Origin of the sequence: Alloalcanivorax xenomutans (assembly GCF_032810065.1) — a bacterium.
GTDB classification, from domain to species: Bacteria; Pseudomonadota; Gammaproteobacteria; order Pseudomonadales; family Alcanivoracaceae; genus Alloalcanivorax; species Alloalcanivorax xenomutans.
This window is the reverse complement of sequence record NZ_CP136538.1, coordinates 2,870,072-2,886,492: the sequence shown is the minus strand read 5'-3', so window position 1 is coordinate 2,886,492 and position 16,421 is coordinate 2,870,072. Positions and strand designations below refer to the sequence as shown.

The 16,421-nt window shown below is 61.1% G+C and carries 14 protein-coding genes; 1 reads left to right on the top strand and 13 read right to left on the bottom strand.

What is annotated here, in order from left to right:
* Nucleotides 1-20: 20 nt before the first annotated feature.
* From RYH70_RS13240 to RYH70_RS13210, 7 genes are all read right to left on the bottom strand, one after another.
* The gene (locus RYH70_RS13240) at nucleotides 21-764 is read right to left on the bottom strand and encodes a class I SAM-dependent methyltransferase (RefSeq protein ID WP_055099253.1); all 744 of its coding nucleotides are present in this window, start codon (nucleotides 762-764) and stop codon (nucleotides 21-23) included.
* Nucleotides 757-1,101 (bottom strand): PilZ domain-containing protein, encoded by a 345-nt coding sequence (locus tag RYH70_RS13235; protein WP_022996424.1) that lies wholly within the window; start codon nucleotides 1,099-1,101, stop codon nucleotides 757-759. Before RYH70_RS13235 ends, RYH70_RS13240 begins: the two co-directional genes overlap by 8 nt.
* Nucleotides 1,102-1,106: 5 nt before the next feature.
* Nucleotides 1,107-1,265 carry a hypothetical protein gene (locus RYH70_RS13230; protein WP_014995326.1) on the bottom strand — a complete coding sequence of 53 codons (159 nt, stop codon included), beginning with the start codon at nucleotides 1,263-1,265 and terminating at the stop codon, nucleotides 1,107-1,109.
* Nucleotides 1,266-1,350: 85 nt separating this feature from the next.
* The gene (locus RYH70_RS13225; protein ID WP_317009247.1) at nucleotides 1,351-3,723 is read right to left on the bottom strand and encodes a TRAP transporter large permease subunit; all 2,373 of its coding nucleotides are present in this window, start codon (nucleotides 3,721-3,723) and stop codon (nucleotides 1,351-1,353) included.
* Between the two features lie 136 nt (nucleotides 3,724-3,859).
* The gene (locus RYH70_RS13220; RefSeq protein ID WP_317009246.1) at nucleotides 3,860-6,205 is read right to left on the bottom strand and encodes a TRAP transporter large permease subunit; all 2,346 of its coding nucleotides are present in this window, start codon (nucleotides 6,203-6,205) and stop codon (nucleotides 3,860-3,862) included.
* Nucleotides 6,206-6,369: 164 nt separating this feature from the next.
* Entirely contained in the window at nucleotides 6,370-7,383 is a 1,014-nt protein-coding gene (locus RYH70_RS13215) for a putative solute-binding protein (protein WP_163126017.1), read from the bottom strand.
* A 72-nt stretch (nucleotides 7,384-7,455) separates the two neighbouring features.
* Nucleotides 7,456-8,481: a hypothetical protein gene (locus RYH70_RS13210; protein WP_163126015.1), complete on the bottom strand. Its 1,026-nt coding sequence runs from the start codon at nucleotides 8,479-8,481 to the stop codon at nucleotides 7,456-7,458.
* Nucleotides 8,482-8,907: 426 nt separating this feature from the next.
* On the opposite strand from RYH70_RS13210, the gene RYH70_RS13205 reads away from it, so the two are divergent.
* Nucleotides 8,908-10,266, top strand: a complete 1,359-nt coding sequence (locus RYH70_RS13205; RefSeq protein WP_205475416.1) for an ABC1 kinase family protein — start codon at nucleotides 8,908-8,910, stop codon at nucleotides 10,264-10,266.
* A 7-nt stretch (nucleotides 10,267-10,273) separates the two neighbouring features.
* Here RYH70_RS13205 and RYH70_RS13200 read toward each other — a convergent pair whose 3' ends face one another.
* From RYH70_RS13200 to RYH70_RS13175, 6 genes are all read right to left on the bottom strand, one after another.
* The gene (locus tag RYH70_RS13200) at nucleotides 10,274-11,332 is read right to left on the bottom strand and encodes a putative solute-binding protein (protein WP_022996430.1); all 1,059 of its coding nucleotides are present in this window, start codon (nucleotides 11,330-11,332) and stop codon (nucleotides 10,274-10,276) included.
* A 22-nt stretch (nucleotides 11,333-11,354) separates the two neighbouring features.
* On the bottom strand, nucleotides 11,355-12,536 hold the full coding sequence (locus tag RYH70_RS13195) for a putative solute-binding protein (protein ID WP_063139833.1): 1,182 nt from the start codon (nucleotides 12,534-12,536) through the stop codon (nucleotides 11,355-11,357).
* Between the two features lie 185 nt (nucleotides 12,537-12,721).
* Nucleotides 12,722-13,498 (bottom strand): YciK family oxidoreductase, encoded by a 777-nt coding sequence (locus RYH70_RS13190; protein ID WP_022996432.1) that lies wholly within the window; start codon nucleotides 13,496-13,498, stop codon nucleotides 12,722-12,724.
* Nucleotides 13,495-14,175 (bottom strand): HAD-IA family hydrolase, encoded by a 681-nt coding sequence (locus RYH70_RS13185; protein ID WP_026949181.1) that lies wholly within the window; start codon nucleotides 14,173-14,175, stop codon nucleotides 13,495-13,497. Before RYH70_RS13185 ends, RYH70_RS13190 begins: the two co-directional genes overlap by 4 nt.
* A gap of 15 nt (nucleotides 14,176-14,190) precedes the next feature.
* Nucleotides 14,191-14,904, bottom strand: a complete 714-nt coding sequence (ubiG, locus tag RYH70_RS13180) for a bifunctional 2-polyprenyl-6-hydroxyphenol methylase/3-demethylubiquinol 3-O-methyltransferase UbiG (RefSeq protein ID WP_022996434.1) — start codon at nucleotides 14,902-14,904, stop codon at nucleotides 14,191-14,193.
* Nucleotides 14,901-16,229, bottom strand: a complete 1,329-nt coding sequence (locus tag RYH70_RS13175) for a TRZ/ATZ family hydrolase (RefSeq protein WP_317009245.1) — start codon at nucleotides 16,227-16,229, stop codon at nucleotides 14,901-14,903. Before RYH70_RS13175 ends, ubiG begins: the two co-directional genes overlap by 4 nt.
* Nucleotides 16,230-16,421 lie beyond the last annotated feature (192 nt).

Here is a 16,421-nt window from a genome sequence, read left to right as displayed (position 1 = left end):
TCGGAACATAGCGCTCCGCTTCAATACTCCCTGGGCCGGCGACAGGCGCGGACTCTCAACGGCCAGCGTACCTTGCGCGTCTTTTCCCCCCATGCTTGTTCCAGTTGCGGCAGGAAATCCCGCAACGGATCCTTGCCGAAGCTGCGCGCTTTCGCCAAAGCTGACCAGGTGTCCAGATAGGCGGCCAGATCGCGCCAGTGCCAGTGACGTTCGATGCCCAGGCTTTCCGGCGCCTTGTGTTCCGGCCATGGCAGGGTGACGTTGCGATAGCCGCTGACCACGCTCCAGCGCGCCGCCGGCCACCAGGGCGCCAGCACCCGGTCGTGGAAATCGTCGATCAGGTCCGGCAACCCCTCCACCTGACACAAGCCATAGCTGATGATGGCCAGCAGTGCATCCTCGCGCAGCACCCGTTCCGCTTCCTTGAAGAACATCGGCAATGGAAACCAGTGCAGTGCCTGGGCCACGGTGATCAGATCGAAGCTGCCATCGGCGAAGGGCAGGGCGTCGGCGCGGGCGGCCAGATAGTGGCTGGCGCTGGCTGGAGCGCCCCGCAGTTGAGCGAGGCTGAGGTCGGCGCCGATGACGTGCTGGAAATGACCTTCCAGGGAGCGGCATGCCTGCCCCGTGCCGCAGCCCAGGTCCAGCGCCCATTGGTGCTCGAAACATTGATCGCCGAGCCAGCGGAATAAATTTTCCGGGTAGTCCGGCCGGTACAGATGGTATTGCCCGCCCCGTTGAAACAGCGACGGACGGTCAGACATCGGGATCGTCGAACCGGGCCGCCCAGAGGGCACCGTCGGTTCGCTCCAGATCAAGGGCTATGCCCGCGGACCAGCGCTGAGCTCCCTCGGCGCACCAGGCGATGGTGCCGAACAGATGCAGGGCCTCACCCTGGTTGGGTAGCTGCAGCCACAGTTCCACGTCGGTATCGGGCCGGATCGAATAGGGCAGTTCCACACCCAGACCGGCGCGGGATATATCCCGGCATGTCAGCGTGAGATCGTCGTCCTCCGTTGGTGGATCCTGGCGCAGACGCATGTTCAGGCCGCTCGGAGCGCGGTGGCGCGAATGACGACGTTGTTCCTTTACGTGCTTCATCGGCTTCACCCATAGATGAGACGGTCCACCAGGGCGGCGGCACCGGCGATGCACAGGGTTACGGCGACCAGAAAGAGCAACAAGAATAAGGCGGGACGAACGCTTTTTGGCAACGGCTCCGTGGGACGGCGCCGGTACTGTTCTTCGCGGGTCTTGTCATTCATAAGCCGGACCTGCTTTTTTCGTATCAGGGGGCCCGATTATCCGCTATCGGCGCGATGAAGCAAGGCCGATAGCGGAAGCGAGTGGTCACATGGCGATCTGGATTTTCTGGAACAGCCACTGATGCAGGCCTTCCGACAATAACGGCAGATAGCTCACCAGCAGCAGTGCGGTGAACATTACCGCGATCGGCAGCAGATACTTCTCGTAGCGGCGGAAGAAGGAGCCGTGCTGAAGTTTGGCGCTCTCCACTTCATCATCGCCCACCACCTGGCGGGTGAGCAGATGGTTCACCGCCACTGGCGGAGTCAGATAGCCCAACTCGAACGCCACCAGGGTGATCATCCAGAAATGCAGCGGGTCGATGCCGTTGTTGAAAGCGACCTGGGCGACAGTGGCATTGACCAGCACCACGGCGCCGAAGGGCTCCATGATCATGCCGAGAATCACCATGGTCACCACCAGAATACTGGTGGCGATCCAGATCGAGGAAAAGGACTCCGGCAGCATTTCCACCAGCCCCGAGCGTTCGATCAGCCCGCCGGTGCCCACCGACAGGGCCATCAGCATCAGCATGGCGCCGATGTGGGTGGTGGTGTCATTGGTGGCGAAACGCAGGGACCCTTCCAGCTTTTCGGAGACCCCTTCCTCGGGGGCGTAGTGAGGATCCGTGGCCTCGCTCTTGGCCATGCGTGGCGCGATCAGATAGTGCACCAGCAGAAAACCGGCCAGGAACAGGTTGCGCGAAAGCAGGCCCCACAGGTGGTTTTGCAGCGTGATATGAGTCCAGCCGGTGGGGAGCTCGCCGCTTTGAAGAGCCTGGTAACCCTGCCAGAGATCGTTGAATGACAGCGCTATCATGGGCACCAGGAACAGCGCGAACAGATGCAGCAGGTGGTGGCTGAGTTTTTCGTAGAACAGCACGGCCAGCAACATCACCGGCAGGATGATGGGCGCGGAAAACTCATCCAGTTGACGGTCCAGCACGTCGCTGAACAGTACCAGTACAGCGCCGACAACAATGGCGTAAGGCAGCAGTGGCACCAGACGTTTGAGACTGGCGGGAACGGCTTCGGAGAACGGCGCGATGCGGGCCGGCGAGGTGCGCGCGAACTGACTGTAAATGAAGAACAGCAGCAGGCTGAGCATGAATACCTTGAGGCCGGAACTGAACAGTTCGGTGGTGGTGACGTTTTTGTTAAGCGCGGCGATAATCACCACCAGCAGGCAGGGACGCAACACCACACCCATGGAACCGGACATGGCGGTGGTGGCCAGGGCCAGCTGTTTACGGGCGCCGGCCCGGATCATCTCATTGTAGACGGTGGCCCCGGCGGCGATCACGAAGATACCGGAGGCGCCGGTGTAGGCGGTGGGCACGGCGGTGACCGCCAGTACCACGAAGGCCATCAGTTCCGGTGACATGCGCCAGGGCCGCAGCACGTCGAACACCAAATGGGTCAGCCGGGTCTGTCTCAGCATCATGCCGATCCAGATGTACAGCGCCAGATTCAGAAACATGGTGGACATTTCCATCATGATTCCCAGGTACACGGCGATGCCGTGGTAGTAGCCCTGGCTGATGAACTGGGAGGACGCCGACAGACACATGAAGGTGTAAAGCGGAATGGTCAGCAGGGCCTTACCCCAGGAGCCGCCGGATTCCAGTCCCTTGGGAAAGCGGATCAACTGATACAGCGACGCCGCGGTCAGCACGGCGAAGCCGGCGATCCAGAACTGATGCAAGTAGAAGTGACCGACCCGTACGCCGGATTCCATGGCCGCCGCTTCCTCGACGCGGTAGACGGTGGCCGAAAGCAGCAGCAGGGCATTGGCGGCCAGTTGCGCGCTGGTGGAAACAATATGGTCCTTTACCGTACGCTGCGGGCGCAGGGCGATATGATGCCGGCCCAGCGTGGTGCGGGTGGCGCAGATCATCAACAGCAGGCAAAGCAACAGACGTTTGTAATCGCCCAGTGAGGACACCACCCAGGCCACGCCGCCTTCCACATTGCGAAACATCACCACCGAAGGGGTGACCCTTTCCTGAATGATCTGGTAGCGGTCCCATTTTCCCCGGCAGTTCTCCCGTGACCGCTGCAGTGACTGACGGATGGCGTCTTCGTTGACGCTGGGTGTGCCCAGCACGCCGGCAAGTGGATCGTTGGCGGCTTCGGCCTTCCGCCTTTGCAGGGTTTCCCGGGTCAGCCGGTTGATATCCGGATCGGGATTGCAGGTCGGTTCCTCCATGAGACCGGCGCCACGCAGCAGGAAATAACTTTCCCAGGTGTTTTCCCCGATCTTGAGCAACTGTGAATGGATGATCTCTCCGGATGAGAGAAACAGTGCCAGCAACAGTACCAACAGGGTTGGTAATGAAGAAAACCATTCCGCCGGCGACCGCTGAAGCCAGTGCCCGCTGTCTCTCTTCACGGTTTCCCCCATGGCTCTTTCTTCCATCGCCCCTTCTCCTTCTTATTGGTATGGATTGTTTTTATCGGTGTTGCGTTCCGTCTTTTTGTCTTTTGGCGTTTAACACAAAAGGGGCCCGCGAGAGCCCCTTCCTGTGGTTACGGTGTTTATTTACACCGGGTGATTACATGGCCACCTGTATCTTGTGGAACAGCCATTGGTGCAGCCCCTCGGACATCAGCGGCAGATAGCTTACCGCCAGCAGCGCCGTCAGCATCACCGCGATGGGCAGCAGGAACTTCTCGTAGCGGCGGAAGAAGGAGCCGCTGTGAAGTTTGGCGCTTTCCACCTCGTCGTCACCCACCACCTGCCGGGTCAGCAGATGGTTGAGGGCCACCGGCGGGGTCAGATAACCCAATTCGAACGCCACCAGCGTAATCATCCAGAAGTGCAACGGATCAATACCGTTGTTGAACGCCACCTGAGCGATGGTCGCGTTCACCAGAATCACCGCGCCATAGGGATCCATGATCATACCGATGACTACCATGGTCACTACCAGAATGGTCATCGCGATCCAGATCGAGGAGAACGCTTCGGGTAGCATTTCCATCAGACCGGAGCGTTCGATGATACCGCCGGTGCTCACGGACAGTGCCATCAGCATCAACAGTGCGCCGATGTGGGTGGTGGTCTCATTGGTGGAGAAGCGCAGAGAGCCTTCCAGTTTTTCCGAGACGCCTTCCTCTGGAGCGTAGTGAGGGTCGGTATCGCCATTGCCTTTCATGCGGGGCGCCACCAGGTAGTGAACGACGATAAAGCCACCGAGAATCACATTGCGCCAGAACAGTCCCCAAAGATGATTTTGCAGTGTCACGGTGGTCCAGCCGGTGGGGATTTCGCCGCTCTGCAAGGCCTGATAGCCGTTCCAGGTGTCCATGAAGGACATCGCCAGCATGGGGATTAGCGCCAATGCGAACAGGTGCAGAAAATGGCGGCTGAGTTTTTCGTAGAACAGCACGGCCAGCAGCATCACCGGCAAAATGATCGGGGCGGAGAACTCATCCAGATGACGGTTAAGAACGTCGCTGAAGAACACCAGCACGGTGCCGACCACGATGCCGTAGGGCAGCAGCGGTATCAGACGTTTCAGACTGTGCGGCAGAGCCTCGGAGAACGGCGCGATGCGGGCCGGGGAGGTGCGCGCGAATTGACTGTATATAAAGAACAGCACCAGGCTGAGAATGAAGATCTTGATACCGGAATTGAACAGCTCGGCGGTGGTCACGCTCTTGTTCAGCGCGGCGATGATTACCACCAGCAGACAGGGGCGCAGTACCACCCCCATGGAGCCGGACATGGCGGTGGCGGCCAGGGCCAGTTGTTTGCGCGCGCCGGCGCGGATCAGCTCGTTATAGATAGTGGCCCCGGCGGCGATCACGAAGATACCGGAAGCGCCGGTGTAAGCGGTGGGGATGGCCGCCACGGCCAGCACCACGAAGGCCATCAGTTCCGGTGACATTTTCCATGGTCGCAGTACATCGAACACCAGATGGGCCAGCTTGGTCTGCTTGAGCATCATGCCGATCCAGATGTACAGCGCCAGGTTCAGGAACAGCGTGGACATCTCCATCATCATGCCCAGGTACACGGCGATGCCGTGGTAATAACCCTGGCTGAGGAACTGCGCCGACGCGGTCAGAGCCATGAACGTGTAAAGCGGAATGGTGAGCAGGGCCTTGCCCCAGGAGCCACCGGATTCCAGATCCCTGGGGCGGCGTATCAACTGATACAGGGAAGAGGCGGTGAGAATGGCAAAGCCGGCGATCCAGAATTGGTGCAAATAGAAATGGCCGACGCGCACGCCGGACTCCATGGCGGCGACTTCCTCCATGCGATAAACGAAAGCGGAGGAAAGCAGTAGCGCATTGGCTATCAACTGTGCCGTGGTGGAAACAAGATAGTCCTTTACCGTCCGTTGCGGCCGCAGAGCGATATGGTGCCGGCCCAGTGTGGCAGTGGCGGCGCAGATTAGTACCAGCAAACACAATAAAAGGCGTTTGTAGTCGCCAAGCGTGGAGACGATTTTCGCCACGCCGCCCTCGACGGTGCGGAAGGCGATGACACCGGGTGTAACCCTTTCCTCTATGGTCTGGAAGCGCTCCCAGCGAGTCCGGCAGTTTTCCCTGGAGCGCTCCAGAGACTGACGGATCGCGTCCTCGTTGACCTCCGAGGCGCCGAGCACGTCCGCCAGCGGATCATCAGCGCTTTCCTGTTGGCGCTTGCGTACCGTTTCCCGGGTGAGCTGATCGATGTTCGGGTCCGGGTTACAGGTTGGCTGTTGCACCATGCCGGCGCCACGCAGCAGGAAATAACTCTCCCAGGTATTTTCACCTATCTTCAATAACTGGGAGTGAATAATTTCACCGGAAGAAAGAAAAATCGTCAGCAGAAGGATGATCAGGGTCGGCAGGGAGGATACCCATTCCTTGATGGAACGGTTCGCCACGGTAAAGGTTGGTTTATCCATTTTTCACCCGGTTTTTGTTATGCCAGCAATGAGATCGCCGCGTATGAAAACGACCTTTTCGAGCGAGCATATACTTCACCCCTTCGCGCCGGTATGGCCGAAGCGCCGGAAGTGGTGGAGGGAATGGAGAACGGGGCCGGATGCCGGCCCCGCGGTTTCAGCTGTTACTCTTGAGGGTTGGCGCATTCCGCGCGGGAAGGGTCGTACTTGCAACGTACCTTCAGCAGAAGGTTGGTCAGGTCCTTGCTGTAAATACCGTCCTGGGTCATCTCGATACGAGCCTCACGCAGCATCTCGTCATAGCCACGCTTGTCTTCCTCGGGCAGCTCGATCCACCACTTCTTGTCCACCTCGTTTTCCGCGTTGTTGATGATGGTCATGGCGCGGTCAAACTGGCCGAACATGAATTTGCGGGACTGCTTGACGAAATCCTCGGAGAAGCGGTCCTTGCGCAGCACGATCTGATTGGTGAGCTGGCCCAGCGTATAGCGGATGATGCCACCGTCGGGTTGCAGCCCCTTGTACAGTTCGAGCGCGGAATAAGCCACCACCGGAGCGAAGCAGATATCCACGGAGTTGTTGTTGAAGCGGCCGGCGAAGTTGGTGATGTCCGACAGTACCGGAGACATGCCCACCTTGGCGGCCATTTGCGCCTGGGCGGGGTCGTATTCCATTACCGAGATGGACTTGCCGGACAAAGCGTTGACGTTGTTAATGGCCCTGTCCTTGACGAAAAGATAAGCCGCGCCCATCGGCATCAGGCCGCCAATGGTGTAGGGCCCGGAGGTCATTTTTTCGTTGATGGACGGGGTGTCGCTGGACAGCACCTGGATCACGGTGCGCAGATGCTCGTAATCCGGAATCGCGCCGATCGCTTCCATGCTGCCGGAGTAGTGGTTGAACTGGCGTACCCGCAGACCGGTCAGCACCGCGCCGTCGCACTGCCCGGCCTTGAGGGCCTCGGCGGTGATCTTCTCGTCGGTGTAGGGCTTGAGGTCGATGTCGGCTCCCCAACCGGCGGCGGCGGTACGGTAGTCCTTCATCACGTTGTAGACGTCGCCACTGGCACCGATGATGTCAAAGACACACAAGGTCCGTTTCTCGGCGGCATTGGCGCCGGCCGCGGCCAGGCCCAGTACGGTCGCCATCACGGCGGTTAACGCTTTCTTGTAGCGCATGAGATCGTCTCTCCTGGTTTTTTTGATTATCGGGAGGAGAGCCTTCCAGCGGGGAAAGGCCCTCCGGTCCCGTTACAGCAGATCGTCGATGTCAACTTTGGAACCCGAGGAGGGCTGGTCATCCCAGAAGGTGCCCAGGCCGTTCACCGGAGTCCGCTTGCCGGTGGCTTCGGTCCACATGCGATCGGACAGGCCCTGTATCAGGACACCGGCGATGGCGTCGATCATGGCGTAGTCCGGGTCCAGGTTTTCGTCGTTGGCGGCGAAATCGCGAATCGCTTTGCGCAGACGATCATTGTCGCCCTTGCTGTAAGCGCTCAGCGCCAGGAAAGCGCTGCCCAGACGCACGCCTTTTTCGAAGCCCATTTCGGCGGATTGTTCCAGCTTCGGCCAGGGTTGGGCGCCTTCCGGAGCCAACTGCGGCAGCAGGTTCCAGATCGTGGCACGCAGGCCTTCCGGCGCGCCCCACCAGTTCTCGTTGCTCAGGCAGGAGGCGTTACGGGCGACTTTGCCAACGATATCGCGCGGTACACCGACCACGCCGTCGGCGGCACCGTCGGCCACCAGCGCCTGGGCGCCGGCAATGTTACCCACCAGCCAGACCAGTTGATCCAGTTTGCGATTCAGTTTGGGGCACTCGCCTTCGTTCTGCTTGCCGTATTCCACTTCCAGGCGCTGGTAGGCAGTGAGCAGGCGCTCGGCGGCCAGGGCGGACCAGCGTTTTTGCTCGATGCGGGCATCCTGGGCTTCGGCGACCCGGCCTTCCTTCATGGCACGCAGGTAGCGCAGTTCGGACTCCAGGGCAAGCTGTTCGGCGCACACCGCCGAGGTGACGAAGGTCATCACGCCCAGGCGGCCGGGATGGGAACCCACGGTTTCGAAGGACATCAGGAGAGGCGTCTGGGCTTCACCCATGATGCAGCCCATGCGGACATCGTCGTAGGCCAGCATATAGGGCAGTAATTCCGCCTGGCCAAAGCTGACCAGAATATCCCCGGTGGTTTTATAGATCATGCCACAGCCCTGCAGCGCGAGTAGGGCGCCGCCGGCAATCAGTACACGCGCGGGTCGCAGCACTTTGGTTATTAGAGAACGCATTCCTTTTAGCTCCTTTTTATTGTTCTCGACGTGGAAAATTTGACGGTACACAACGCACGCCCGTTGACACAAGCGCCAATTACAAAAATGCATGTAAGCCATTACATATGGACGCCAGCAAGGGGATCATGGATTTGCACGGGACCAGGGGAAATGACCGTACGTCGGCGCTCTCCTGTCGGAACAGCCAATGAAGTTTACCTAAACGCTGGGCCTTCCGGGATCTTGGTAATAAAATCAGACGGTTACCCTTTAACCTCTGGATCTTTGAGTGGACACTCGTGAACCAGGTAAAAAAAAGGGGACAGAAAGACCGGCTGGTCATAATTAACCTCGAGGTAAAAACCGTCGTGGTTTTTATGGTTACCCTTTTCCGGTAGTTTACCGACCCAGGGCGATTCATTTTTAAACAGGGACACAGACGTGATGACACAGCCTTCTTCGGTTACCGGCGCTCGCGCCGATCTGCTGCGTGAGCGCTCCGGCCTGGCGCTGGCGAGGAACACCGCCCGAGGCGCCCTGCGCATCATTGAGACTCTCGGTGTGGTGGGCCGTCAGGGGCTGGGTTGGGCGCTTGGTGATCGTGACGCCCTGCCGGAACGGTTGCGCGCTACTTTTGAATCCCTGGGCGCGACGTACATCAAGCTGGGGCAGTTCATCGCCAGTTCACCGTCACTGTTTCCGGAAGAGTACGTGGAGGCGTTCCAGAAATGCCTGGATCGGACCCCGCCGCTGTCTTTCCACTATATTCGCGGGATGGTGGAAGAGGAACTGGGTGGCAGCCTGGAGCAGCATTTCGAATGGGTGGATCCGCGTCCGCTGGCCAGCGCTTCCATTGCCCAGGTGCACGCGGCGCGCCTGCACAACGGTGCCGAGGTGGTGATCAAGGTGCAGCGTCCCGGAGTACGCAATGTGCTGCTTACCGATTTCAACTTTCTCTATTTCTCCGCCCGGGTGATCGAATCACTGGCGCCGGGGCTGAGCCGTTCGGCGTTGTCCGGGGTCATCGAGGAGCTGCAGGCGGGGATGATGGAGGAGTGCGATTTCCTGCAGGAAGCCCGTAACCTGGAGCAATTCAATGACTTCTTGGCGCAGACCGGTAATCGTGCGGTGGTGGCGCCCCGGCCGATCCGTTCCCACACCACCACCAGGGTATTGACCATGGAACGGCTGCACGGCATGCCGATCACTGATCTCGGCGCCTTGCGTGAGTATACCGACGACCCCGCCGGGGTGCTGATCACCGCGCTGAATACCTGGTTCTCCAGTCTCATGCTGTGCGATTTCTTCCACGCCGACTTGCACGCCGGTAACCTGATGGTGCTGGAAGACGGCCGTGTCGGCTTCATCGACTTTGGCATGGTCGGGCGCATTCGCCGTGAAGCCTGGGAGGGCATGTCCAGTTTCCTTGAGGCGATTGGCAATGGCGACGTCCAGACCATGGCCCGGTCCATGGTGATGGTGGGCATGACCCGGGAAGAAGTGGACGTGGACGCGCTGGCGCGGGATATCACCGCTTTACAGGATCGTCTCACCCGGGTGGATCCATCATCGCTGGTGCAGGCCGATCGCAATGATCGTGAGGTCAATCGTTTGCTGATGGATCTGGTGCGCATCGGCGAGGATCACGGTATCCGGTTCCCGCGGGAGTTCGCTCTGCTGCTCAAGCAGTTTCTCTATTTCGACCGCTATGTGCAGGCGTTGGCGCCGGAACTCGATCTGTTCAATGATCAGCGCGTGGATATGTTTGGCGCTCTGGAGCAGATACCCACGGAAGATTCCTAGAGCCGGTTCACTCCACCGGATTGGCGCACTCGGCGCGGCGTGCGTCCAACTTGCAACGGATCCGTTGTTGCAAGTTGAGCATGTCGCCGTCGTAGTAGCCCTGCTCGCGCAACTGCACGCGGGCATCGCGCATCATCACCTCATAGTCCTGCTTGTCCCGGGCCGGAATCGGCACCCACCAATGGTCCTGCACCTGGCGGGATTCCAGATGCACGCGATCCATCATCTTCCGGTACCCCTCGAAGAACAGCTCCCGCGAGATCTGCGCCATATCCGCCGGGAAGCGGTCCTTGTGGCCCACCAGCTGCAGGCTGATCTGCGCCAGCGGATAGTCGATGATACCGCCGTCCGGCGTCATACCCTTGTACAGCTCCATGATCTGATAGGCGGCTAACGGCGCCGCCAGCACATCCACCACGCCGTTGTTGAACTTGTTGGGCGCGCTGACCAGATCCGATGGCACCGGTGACGCTCCCACCTGGGCGACCATCTCCGCCTGCGTCGGGTCGTAATCCAGAACCGCTACTTTCTTGCCGGCGGCCTTGGCCAGGGTATTGATGCGTTTGTCGTTGACGAAAATATAGGCGGCGCCGGCGGGAGCGATGCCGAGGATCACGTAGTCACCTTCCACCATGCGCGGTGCCGATTTCGGATTGGCCAATACCTCCAGCAGGATGCGCATGTGCTCTTCACTGGGCACGCCGCCGATGGAATCGATGGTGCCGGTGTACTTGTTGAAAAGCCGCGCGCGCATGCCGGTCATCAGGGCCGCGTCGCACTGGCGTGCCTTGAGCGCCTCGACCATGACCCGCTCATTGGTATAGGGCTCCAGATCAATGTTGAGGCCATACTCCAGGAAACGGGCCTTCTGATCCTGGGCCACGGAGAAAATCGGCCCGTTGCGGCCGACCAGATCCCAAATGCAGATGGTCAGATGGCGGCGCTCCTGGAACGCCTTGGTGACCGCGCCGGGAGCCGGTTCTTCGCTCTGTTGAGCCATCAGAGCGGGGGGCAGGCCAAGCAGCGCCAGCAGGGGCAGGGCGGTATACAGCCAGCGGTGGATCATGGTTCGCGTCTCCAACTGGCGCTCAGGAATTGGAACACTCACCGCGAGACGGCGTGTATTTGCAGCGGATCCGCTTCTGCAGGTCGAGCATGCGGCCGTCGTAGTAGCCTTGCTTGCGCAATACATTGCGGGCGTCCTGCATCATGCTTTCGTAAACGCGGCGCTCCTTGTCCGGGATATGGATCCACCAGCGGTCCGGTACCCGGTCCTCCTCGACCTTCACCCGTGCGCGGATGCGGTCGTAGGCCTCGAAAGACGCCTCGCGCACCAGTTGGGCGATCTCGTTGGGAAATTTGTCCAGCCGGCCCACCAACTGCATGCTGATCTGCGCCAGCGGAAAATCGACGATACCGCCGTCCGGCGTCATCCCCTTGTACAACTCCAGAAGCTCGTAGGCGATCAGCGGGGCGGCCAGAATATCCACCACGCCGTTGTTGAATTTGTTCGGGGCGCTGACGATATCCGAGGGCACCGGCGTGGCGCCGATACCGGCGACCATCTCCGCCTGGGTCTTGTCGTAGTCCAGCACCACCACTTTCTTGCCGGCGGCCTTGGCCAGGGAACTGATCTGTTTGTCGTTGACGAAGATATGGGCGGCACCGCCGGGGTACACGCCCATGATCACATAGTCGCCATGCACCATTTTGTCCGCCTGGCTGGGATGGGCGAGTACTTCCAGCAGGGTGCGCATGTGGTCGTTGTCCGGCACCCCGCCGATGGAATCGATGGTGCCGGTGTAGACATTGAAATCACGGGCACGAAAGCCGGTCATCAGCGCCGCGTCGCAGCGGCCGGCTTTCAATTCATCCACCATGATCGACTCATTGGTGAACGGGATCATTTCCAGATTGATGCCGTACTCCAGCGCCAGAGCCCGCTGCTCCATGGCGGCGTGAAAGATCGGTCCATTGCGGCCGGCGATGTCCCAGATACAGATTTTGCGCTTGAGCGCGGTGCCTGGCGGCATCTGGTCGATGCCCACCAACTTGCTGATCGCCTTGAGCCGCACCCGCACCGGCATGTCCCGTGAATAAAAGACACTGGCCAGTTCTGATACCAGCGAATCACTGATGGTGACCCCGGGCAGCAGCTTTTCCATTTTCGCTTTCTGTTCCGGTGACAGGCGCAGGTCTTCGGCACTGACGGTAGCGATACCGGTGAGCAGAACGAGAAGCGTGGCGGCCCTTATCAATAAGGCTTTCATAAAGGTCCCTTTTTGTTGTTGGCGTGGGCGCTATGACAGGAGGGCCGCTTTCTCGGGCCCGTGCAAAAAGTAATAGCACAGTTGTTCCGGTCGCCGGGCACCATGACGACGTTTGGCTTTGTCGCTATAGCCAAGGGGATGTTGCATATGGGGAGGGGCGCGGCCCGTGAGTGGGCCGCGATTCGTTATTTGGGCTGCGCGTCCAGAGAAACGCCGTTTACGTTGCTGCTGTCCGGGCCCAGCAGATAAAGATAGACCGGTAACAGCTCTTCCGGGGTTTTCAGCGTCATCGGGTCTTCGCCGGGGTAGGCGTTGGCACGCATGGCGGTACGGGTGGCGCCGGGGTTGACCGTGTTGACGCGGATCTTGGAGGTGTTTTCCAGTTCCTCGGCGAGCACCTGGGCCAGATTCTCGGTGGCTGCCTTGGACACCGAATAGGCCCCCCAGTAGGCGCGCCCGCGCCGGCCCACACTGGACGAGGTGAACAGGATGCGGGCGTCATCGCTGTTGCGAAGTAACGGCAACAGGGCCTGGGTCAGGTAGAAGGCGGCGTTGACGTTCACCTGCATGACCGAGTCCCAGGTGTCGGCGCTGTAACCGTCCATGGGGGTGATGTCGCCAAGCAGCGAGGCGTTGTGGAGCACGCCATCCAGACGCCCGAACTCTTTCTCGAACAGGCTGGCCAGCTCCAGATAATCGCTGGGGCGCGCCACCGTCATGTTGACCGGCGCCAGGGCCGGTTCCGGGCCTCCGGCGGCTTTGATTTCGTCGTACACCGCTTCCAGTTTCGATTGGGTACGGCCGAGCAGAATCACGGTGGCGCCGTGCCGCGCCAGCCCCAGGGAGACGGCCCGGCCGATGCCGTCGCCGGCGCCGGTCACCAGGATAATGCGATCCTTGAAGGCGTTATCCGGACATTGATACGTCACCGCTTGGCTATTCAGGGACTGCAGATCGTTCATGCCAGGCTCCCGCTTGTCAGGGTTTTCAGTAAGGGTAACAGGTCGTCGCCCCGTTCCAGCAGATGGTCCGCCTGCCAGCCGCGAGGGTCGTCGTCGGCGTCGATGTAACCGAACGCGGCCACCGCGGTGGCCATGCCGGCGTTTTTGCCGGCCTGAATGTCGCGCAGATGATCACCGACGTAAAGGCAGGCAACCGGGTTGACCCCATCCCGCCCGGCTGCCATCAGCAAACCTTCCGGGTCCGGTTTGCGCTGGCGCACGTGATCCGGACAGATCACCGCGCCAACCCGGGTCGCCAGACCCAGGCCCTCGAGCACCGGCAAGGTGAAGCGCTCCGGTTTGTTGGTGACGATGCCCCAGGGCAGGCCATGCTGGTCGAGCCAGTCCAGGGTGTCGGCCATGCCCTCGAACAGCCGGGTGTCCACCGCCAGATGACCGGCGTAGGCGTCGAGCAACTGATTCAGGTAATTGTCGAAGGCGTCGTCTTCCGGGCCCAGGCCAAAGCCCAGCTCGGTCAGCGCCCGGGCGCCGTTGGATACATTGGCGCGCACCGCCGCATAGCTCACCGCCGGGCGGCCGTGCTCCGCCAACAGGTTATTGAGCACGCTATAAAAGTCCGGCGCGGTGTCGATCAGGGTGCCGTCCAGATCGAAGTAGACGGCCTGCAGAGATGCCATGGAGCCTCGCTAGTGTCAGACCGCTTTAACCGCGTGCATCAGGTAATTGACCGAGACGTCCCGGTTCAGCTTGTACACCTGGGTGACCGGGTTGTAGGTCATGCCGGTGGTGTCGCGCACATCCAGACCCGCGTCGCGGGACCAGGCCGCCAGTTCCGAAGGACGGATCAGTTTGGCGTACTCATGGGTGCCCCGTGGCAGCAGGCGCAGCACGTATTCGGCGCCGACGATGGCGAACAGAAACGACTTCGGGTTGCGGTTGATGGTGCTGAAGAACACCTGGCCGCCGGGCTTGACCAGCGCGGCGCAGGCGCGGATCACGGAAGACGGATCCGGGACATGCTCCAGCATTTCCAGACAGGTGACCACGTCGTACTGGCCGGCCCGCTCGGCGGCGATGTCTTCCGCCGGGGTCTGCAGGTATTCCACCTCCACGCCGCTCTGTTCGGCATGCAGCCGTGCCACGGCCAGCGGTGCTTCGCCCATGTCGATGCCGGTGACGGTGGCGCCACGCCGGGCCATGCCCTCGGAGAGCAGGCCGCCGCCGCAGCCGATGTCGATCACGTGCTTGCCGGGCAGGTCCACCCGCTCATCGATGTAGTTCAGACGCAGCGGATTGATGTCGTGCAACGGCCGGAATTCGGAGTTGGGATCCCACCAGCGCTCCGCCAGGGCGTTGAATTTGGCGACTTCGCTGTTGTCCACGTTGCGGCGGGTTACTTCGTTCATTGGCTTTCTCCGGCAATTTTCCGTTGCCATTGTTGAGCATTGTGCACCAGTTGGGCCTCGTTGAGGGTGAGCAGGTTTCGCTCTTTCAACAGGGCGCGGCCGGCGACCCAGACGTCGGTGACCTGATCGCGGCTGGCGGCATAGACCAGTTGGGCCACCGGATCGTAAACCGGCTGGGTCTCCAGGCGGGCCAGATCCACCGCCACCAGATCGGCCTGCTTGCCCGCCTGCAAGGAACCGATCCTGCTCTCCTGTCCCAGGGCGCGGGCGCCGCCCAGAGTGGCCATTTCCAGAATCTCGGCGGCGGGCAGGGCGTCCGCGCGCAGGCTGACGCCCTTGGCCAGGAGGGCGGCGCCGCGCATCTCACCGATCATGTCCAGGTCGTTGTTGCTGGCGGCGCCGTCGGTACCCAGGGCGACGTTGACGCTGGCCTGGCGCAGTTTGTACAGCGGCGAGAAGCCGCTGGCCAGTTTCAGGTTCGACTCCGGGCAATGCACCACATGGGTGCCGGTCTCGGCCAGCCACTGGATTTCCTCGTCCAGTAACTGGGTCATGTGCACGGCCATCAGTCTCGGCGTCAGAAGGCCCAGCCGGCGCAGCCGCGCCAGGGGCCGGTCACCGTTGTGCTCCACCGCCTGCTGGATTTCGCCGGCGGTTTCGTGCACGTGCATCATGATTTGCAGGTCCAGTTCCTCGGCCAGGGTCAGAGCCTGTTCCAGCGGGCCGTCGGATACCGTGTAAGGGGCGTGCGGACCAAATCCCAGGGACAGTCGCGGCTCGTGGCGCCACTGATCGACAGCATCGGTGGCCAGCCGTAAATAGTCCTCCGGCCCGGACCCCATCGGCGTGGGGAAGTCCATCAGCGGACAGAAAATGGCCGCCCTCAGACCGCTTTCCAGGGTGGCCCTGGCTACCGCGTCGGGAAAGAAATACATGTCGGCGAAGCAGGTGGTGCCGGCGCGAATCATTTCCGCCGCCGCCAGCCGGGTACCCTCGTAAACGAACGGGTCACTGACCCAGCGTCCCTCCGCCGGCCAGATGTGTTTTTCCAGCCAGGTCATCAGCGGAAGGTCGTCGGCGAGGCCGCGAAACAGGTTCATGGCGGCGTGGGTGTGAGCATTGACCAGACCCGGGATCAGCAGATGCCGGTCCAGCCGGCGGACCTCCGTGGCCTGCCATTGCTGGTCCGCCAGCGCACTGGGCAGCAGATCAACGATGGTATCGCCGCGCACCACCACGGCGTGCTGTTCCAGTACCGTGGCGTCCGGCGCCACCGGCGCCACCCAGCGGGCGTGCAGGATCAGGTCGGCCTGATTGTCGCTCATTCAAGGCTCCTTGCTTCAACCGGGGCCGCCGCCGGACGGCGGTGGCCATTAGTGGTGGCGAGTATAGCCTGTCCGGAGGGCAAGGTTCGATGCGCAAGTGCGGTCCGTGGATCTCTATTGTCCCGCGATTCGCTGGCAAGCGGAGCCTCGCCCGGCGCGCTTCCCACGGAGCGGCGATGACGCTGCCGTGGG

What these genes read in the sequence shown, in the direction of transcription:
- RYH70_RS13240 (WP_055099253.1), bottom strand. Translation starts at nt 764, where the DNA reads ATGTCTGACCGTCCGTCGCTGTTTCAACGGGGCGGGCAATACCATCTG.
- RYH70_RS13235 (WP_022996424.1), bottom strand. Translation starts at nt 1,101, where the DNA reads ATGAAGCACGTAAAGGAACAACGTCGTCATTCGCGCCACCGCGCTCCG.
- RYH70_RS13230 (WP_014995326.1), bottom strand. Translation starts at nt 1,265, where the DNA reads ATGAATGACAAGACCCGCGAAGAACAGTACCGGCGCCGTCCCACGGAG.
- RYH70_RS13225 (WP_317009247.1), bottom strand. Translation starts at nt 3,723, where the DNA reads ATGGAAGAAAGAGCCATGGGGGAAACCGTGAAGAGAGACAGCGGGCAC.
- RYH70_RS13220 (WP_317009246.1), bottom strand. Translation starts at nt 6,205, where the DNA reads ATGGATAAACCAACCTTTACCGTGGCGAACCGTTCCATCAAGGAATGG.
- RYH70_RS13215 (WP_163126017.1), bottom strand. Translation starts at nt 7,383, where the DNA reads ATGCGCTACAAGAAAGCGTTAACCGCCGTGATGGCGACCGTACTGGGC.
- RYH70_RS13210 (WP_163126015.1), bottom strand. Translation starts at nt 8,481, where the DNA reads ATGCGTTCTCTAATAACCAAAGTGCTGCGACCCGCGCGTGTACTGATT.
- RYH70_RS13205 (WP_205475416.1), top strand. Translation starts at nt 8,908, where the DNA reads ATGACACAGCCTTCTTCGGTTACCGGCGCTCGCGCCGATCTGCTGCGT.
- RYH70_RS13200 (WP_022996430.1), bottom strand. Translation starts at nt 11,332, where the DNA reads ATGATCCACCGCTGGCTGTATACCGCCCTGCCCCTGCTGGCGCTGCTT.
- RYH70_RS13195 (WP_063139833.1), bottom strand. Translation starts at nt 12,536, where the DNA reads ATGAAAGCCTTATTGATAAGGGCCGCCACGCTTCTCGTTCTGCTCACC.
- RYH70_RS13190 (WP_022996432.1), bottom strand. Translation starts at nt 13,498, where the DNA reads ATGAACGATCTGCAGTCCCTGAATAGCCAAGCGGTGACGTATCAATGT.
- RYH70_RS13185 (WP_026949181.1), bottom strand. Translation starts at nt 14,175, where the DNA reads ATGGCATCTCTGCAGGCCGTCTACTTCGATCTGGACGGCACCCTGATC.
- ubiG (WP_022996434.1), bottom strand. Translation starts at nt 14,904, where the DNA reads ATGAACGAAGTAACCCGCCGCAACGTGGACAACAGCGAAGTCGCCAAA.
- RYH70_RS13175 (WP_317009245.1), bottom strand. Translation starts at nt 16,229, where the DNA reads ATGAGCGACAATCAGGCCGACCTGATCCTGCACGCCCGCTGGGTGGCG.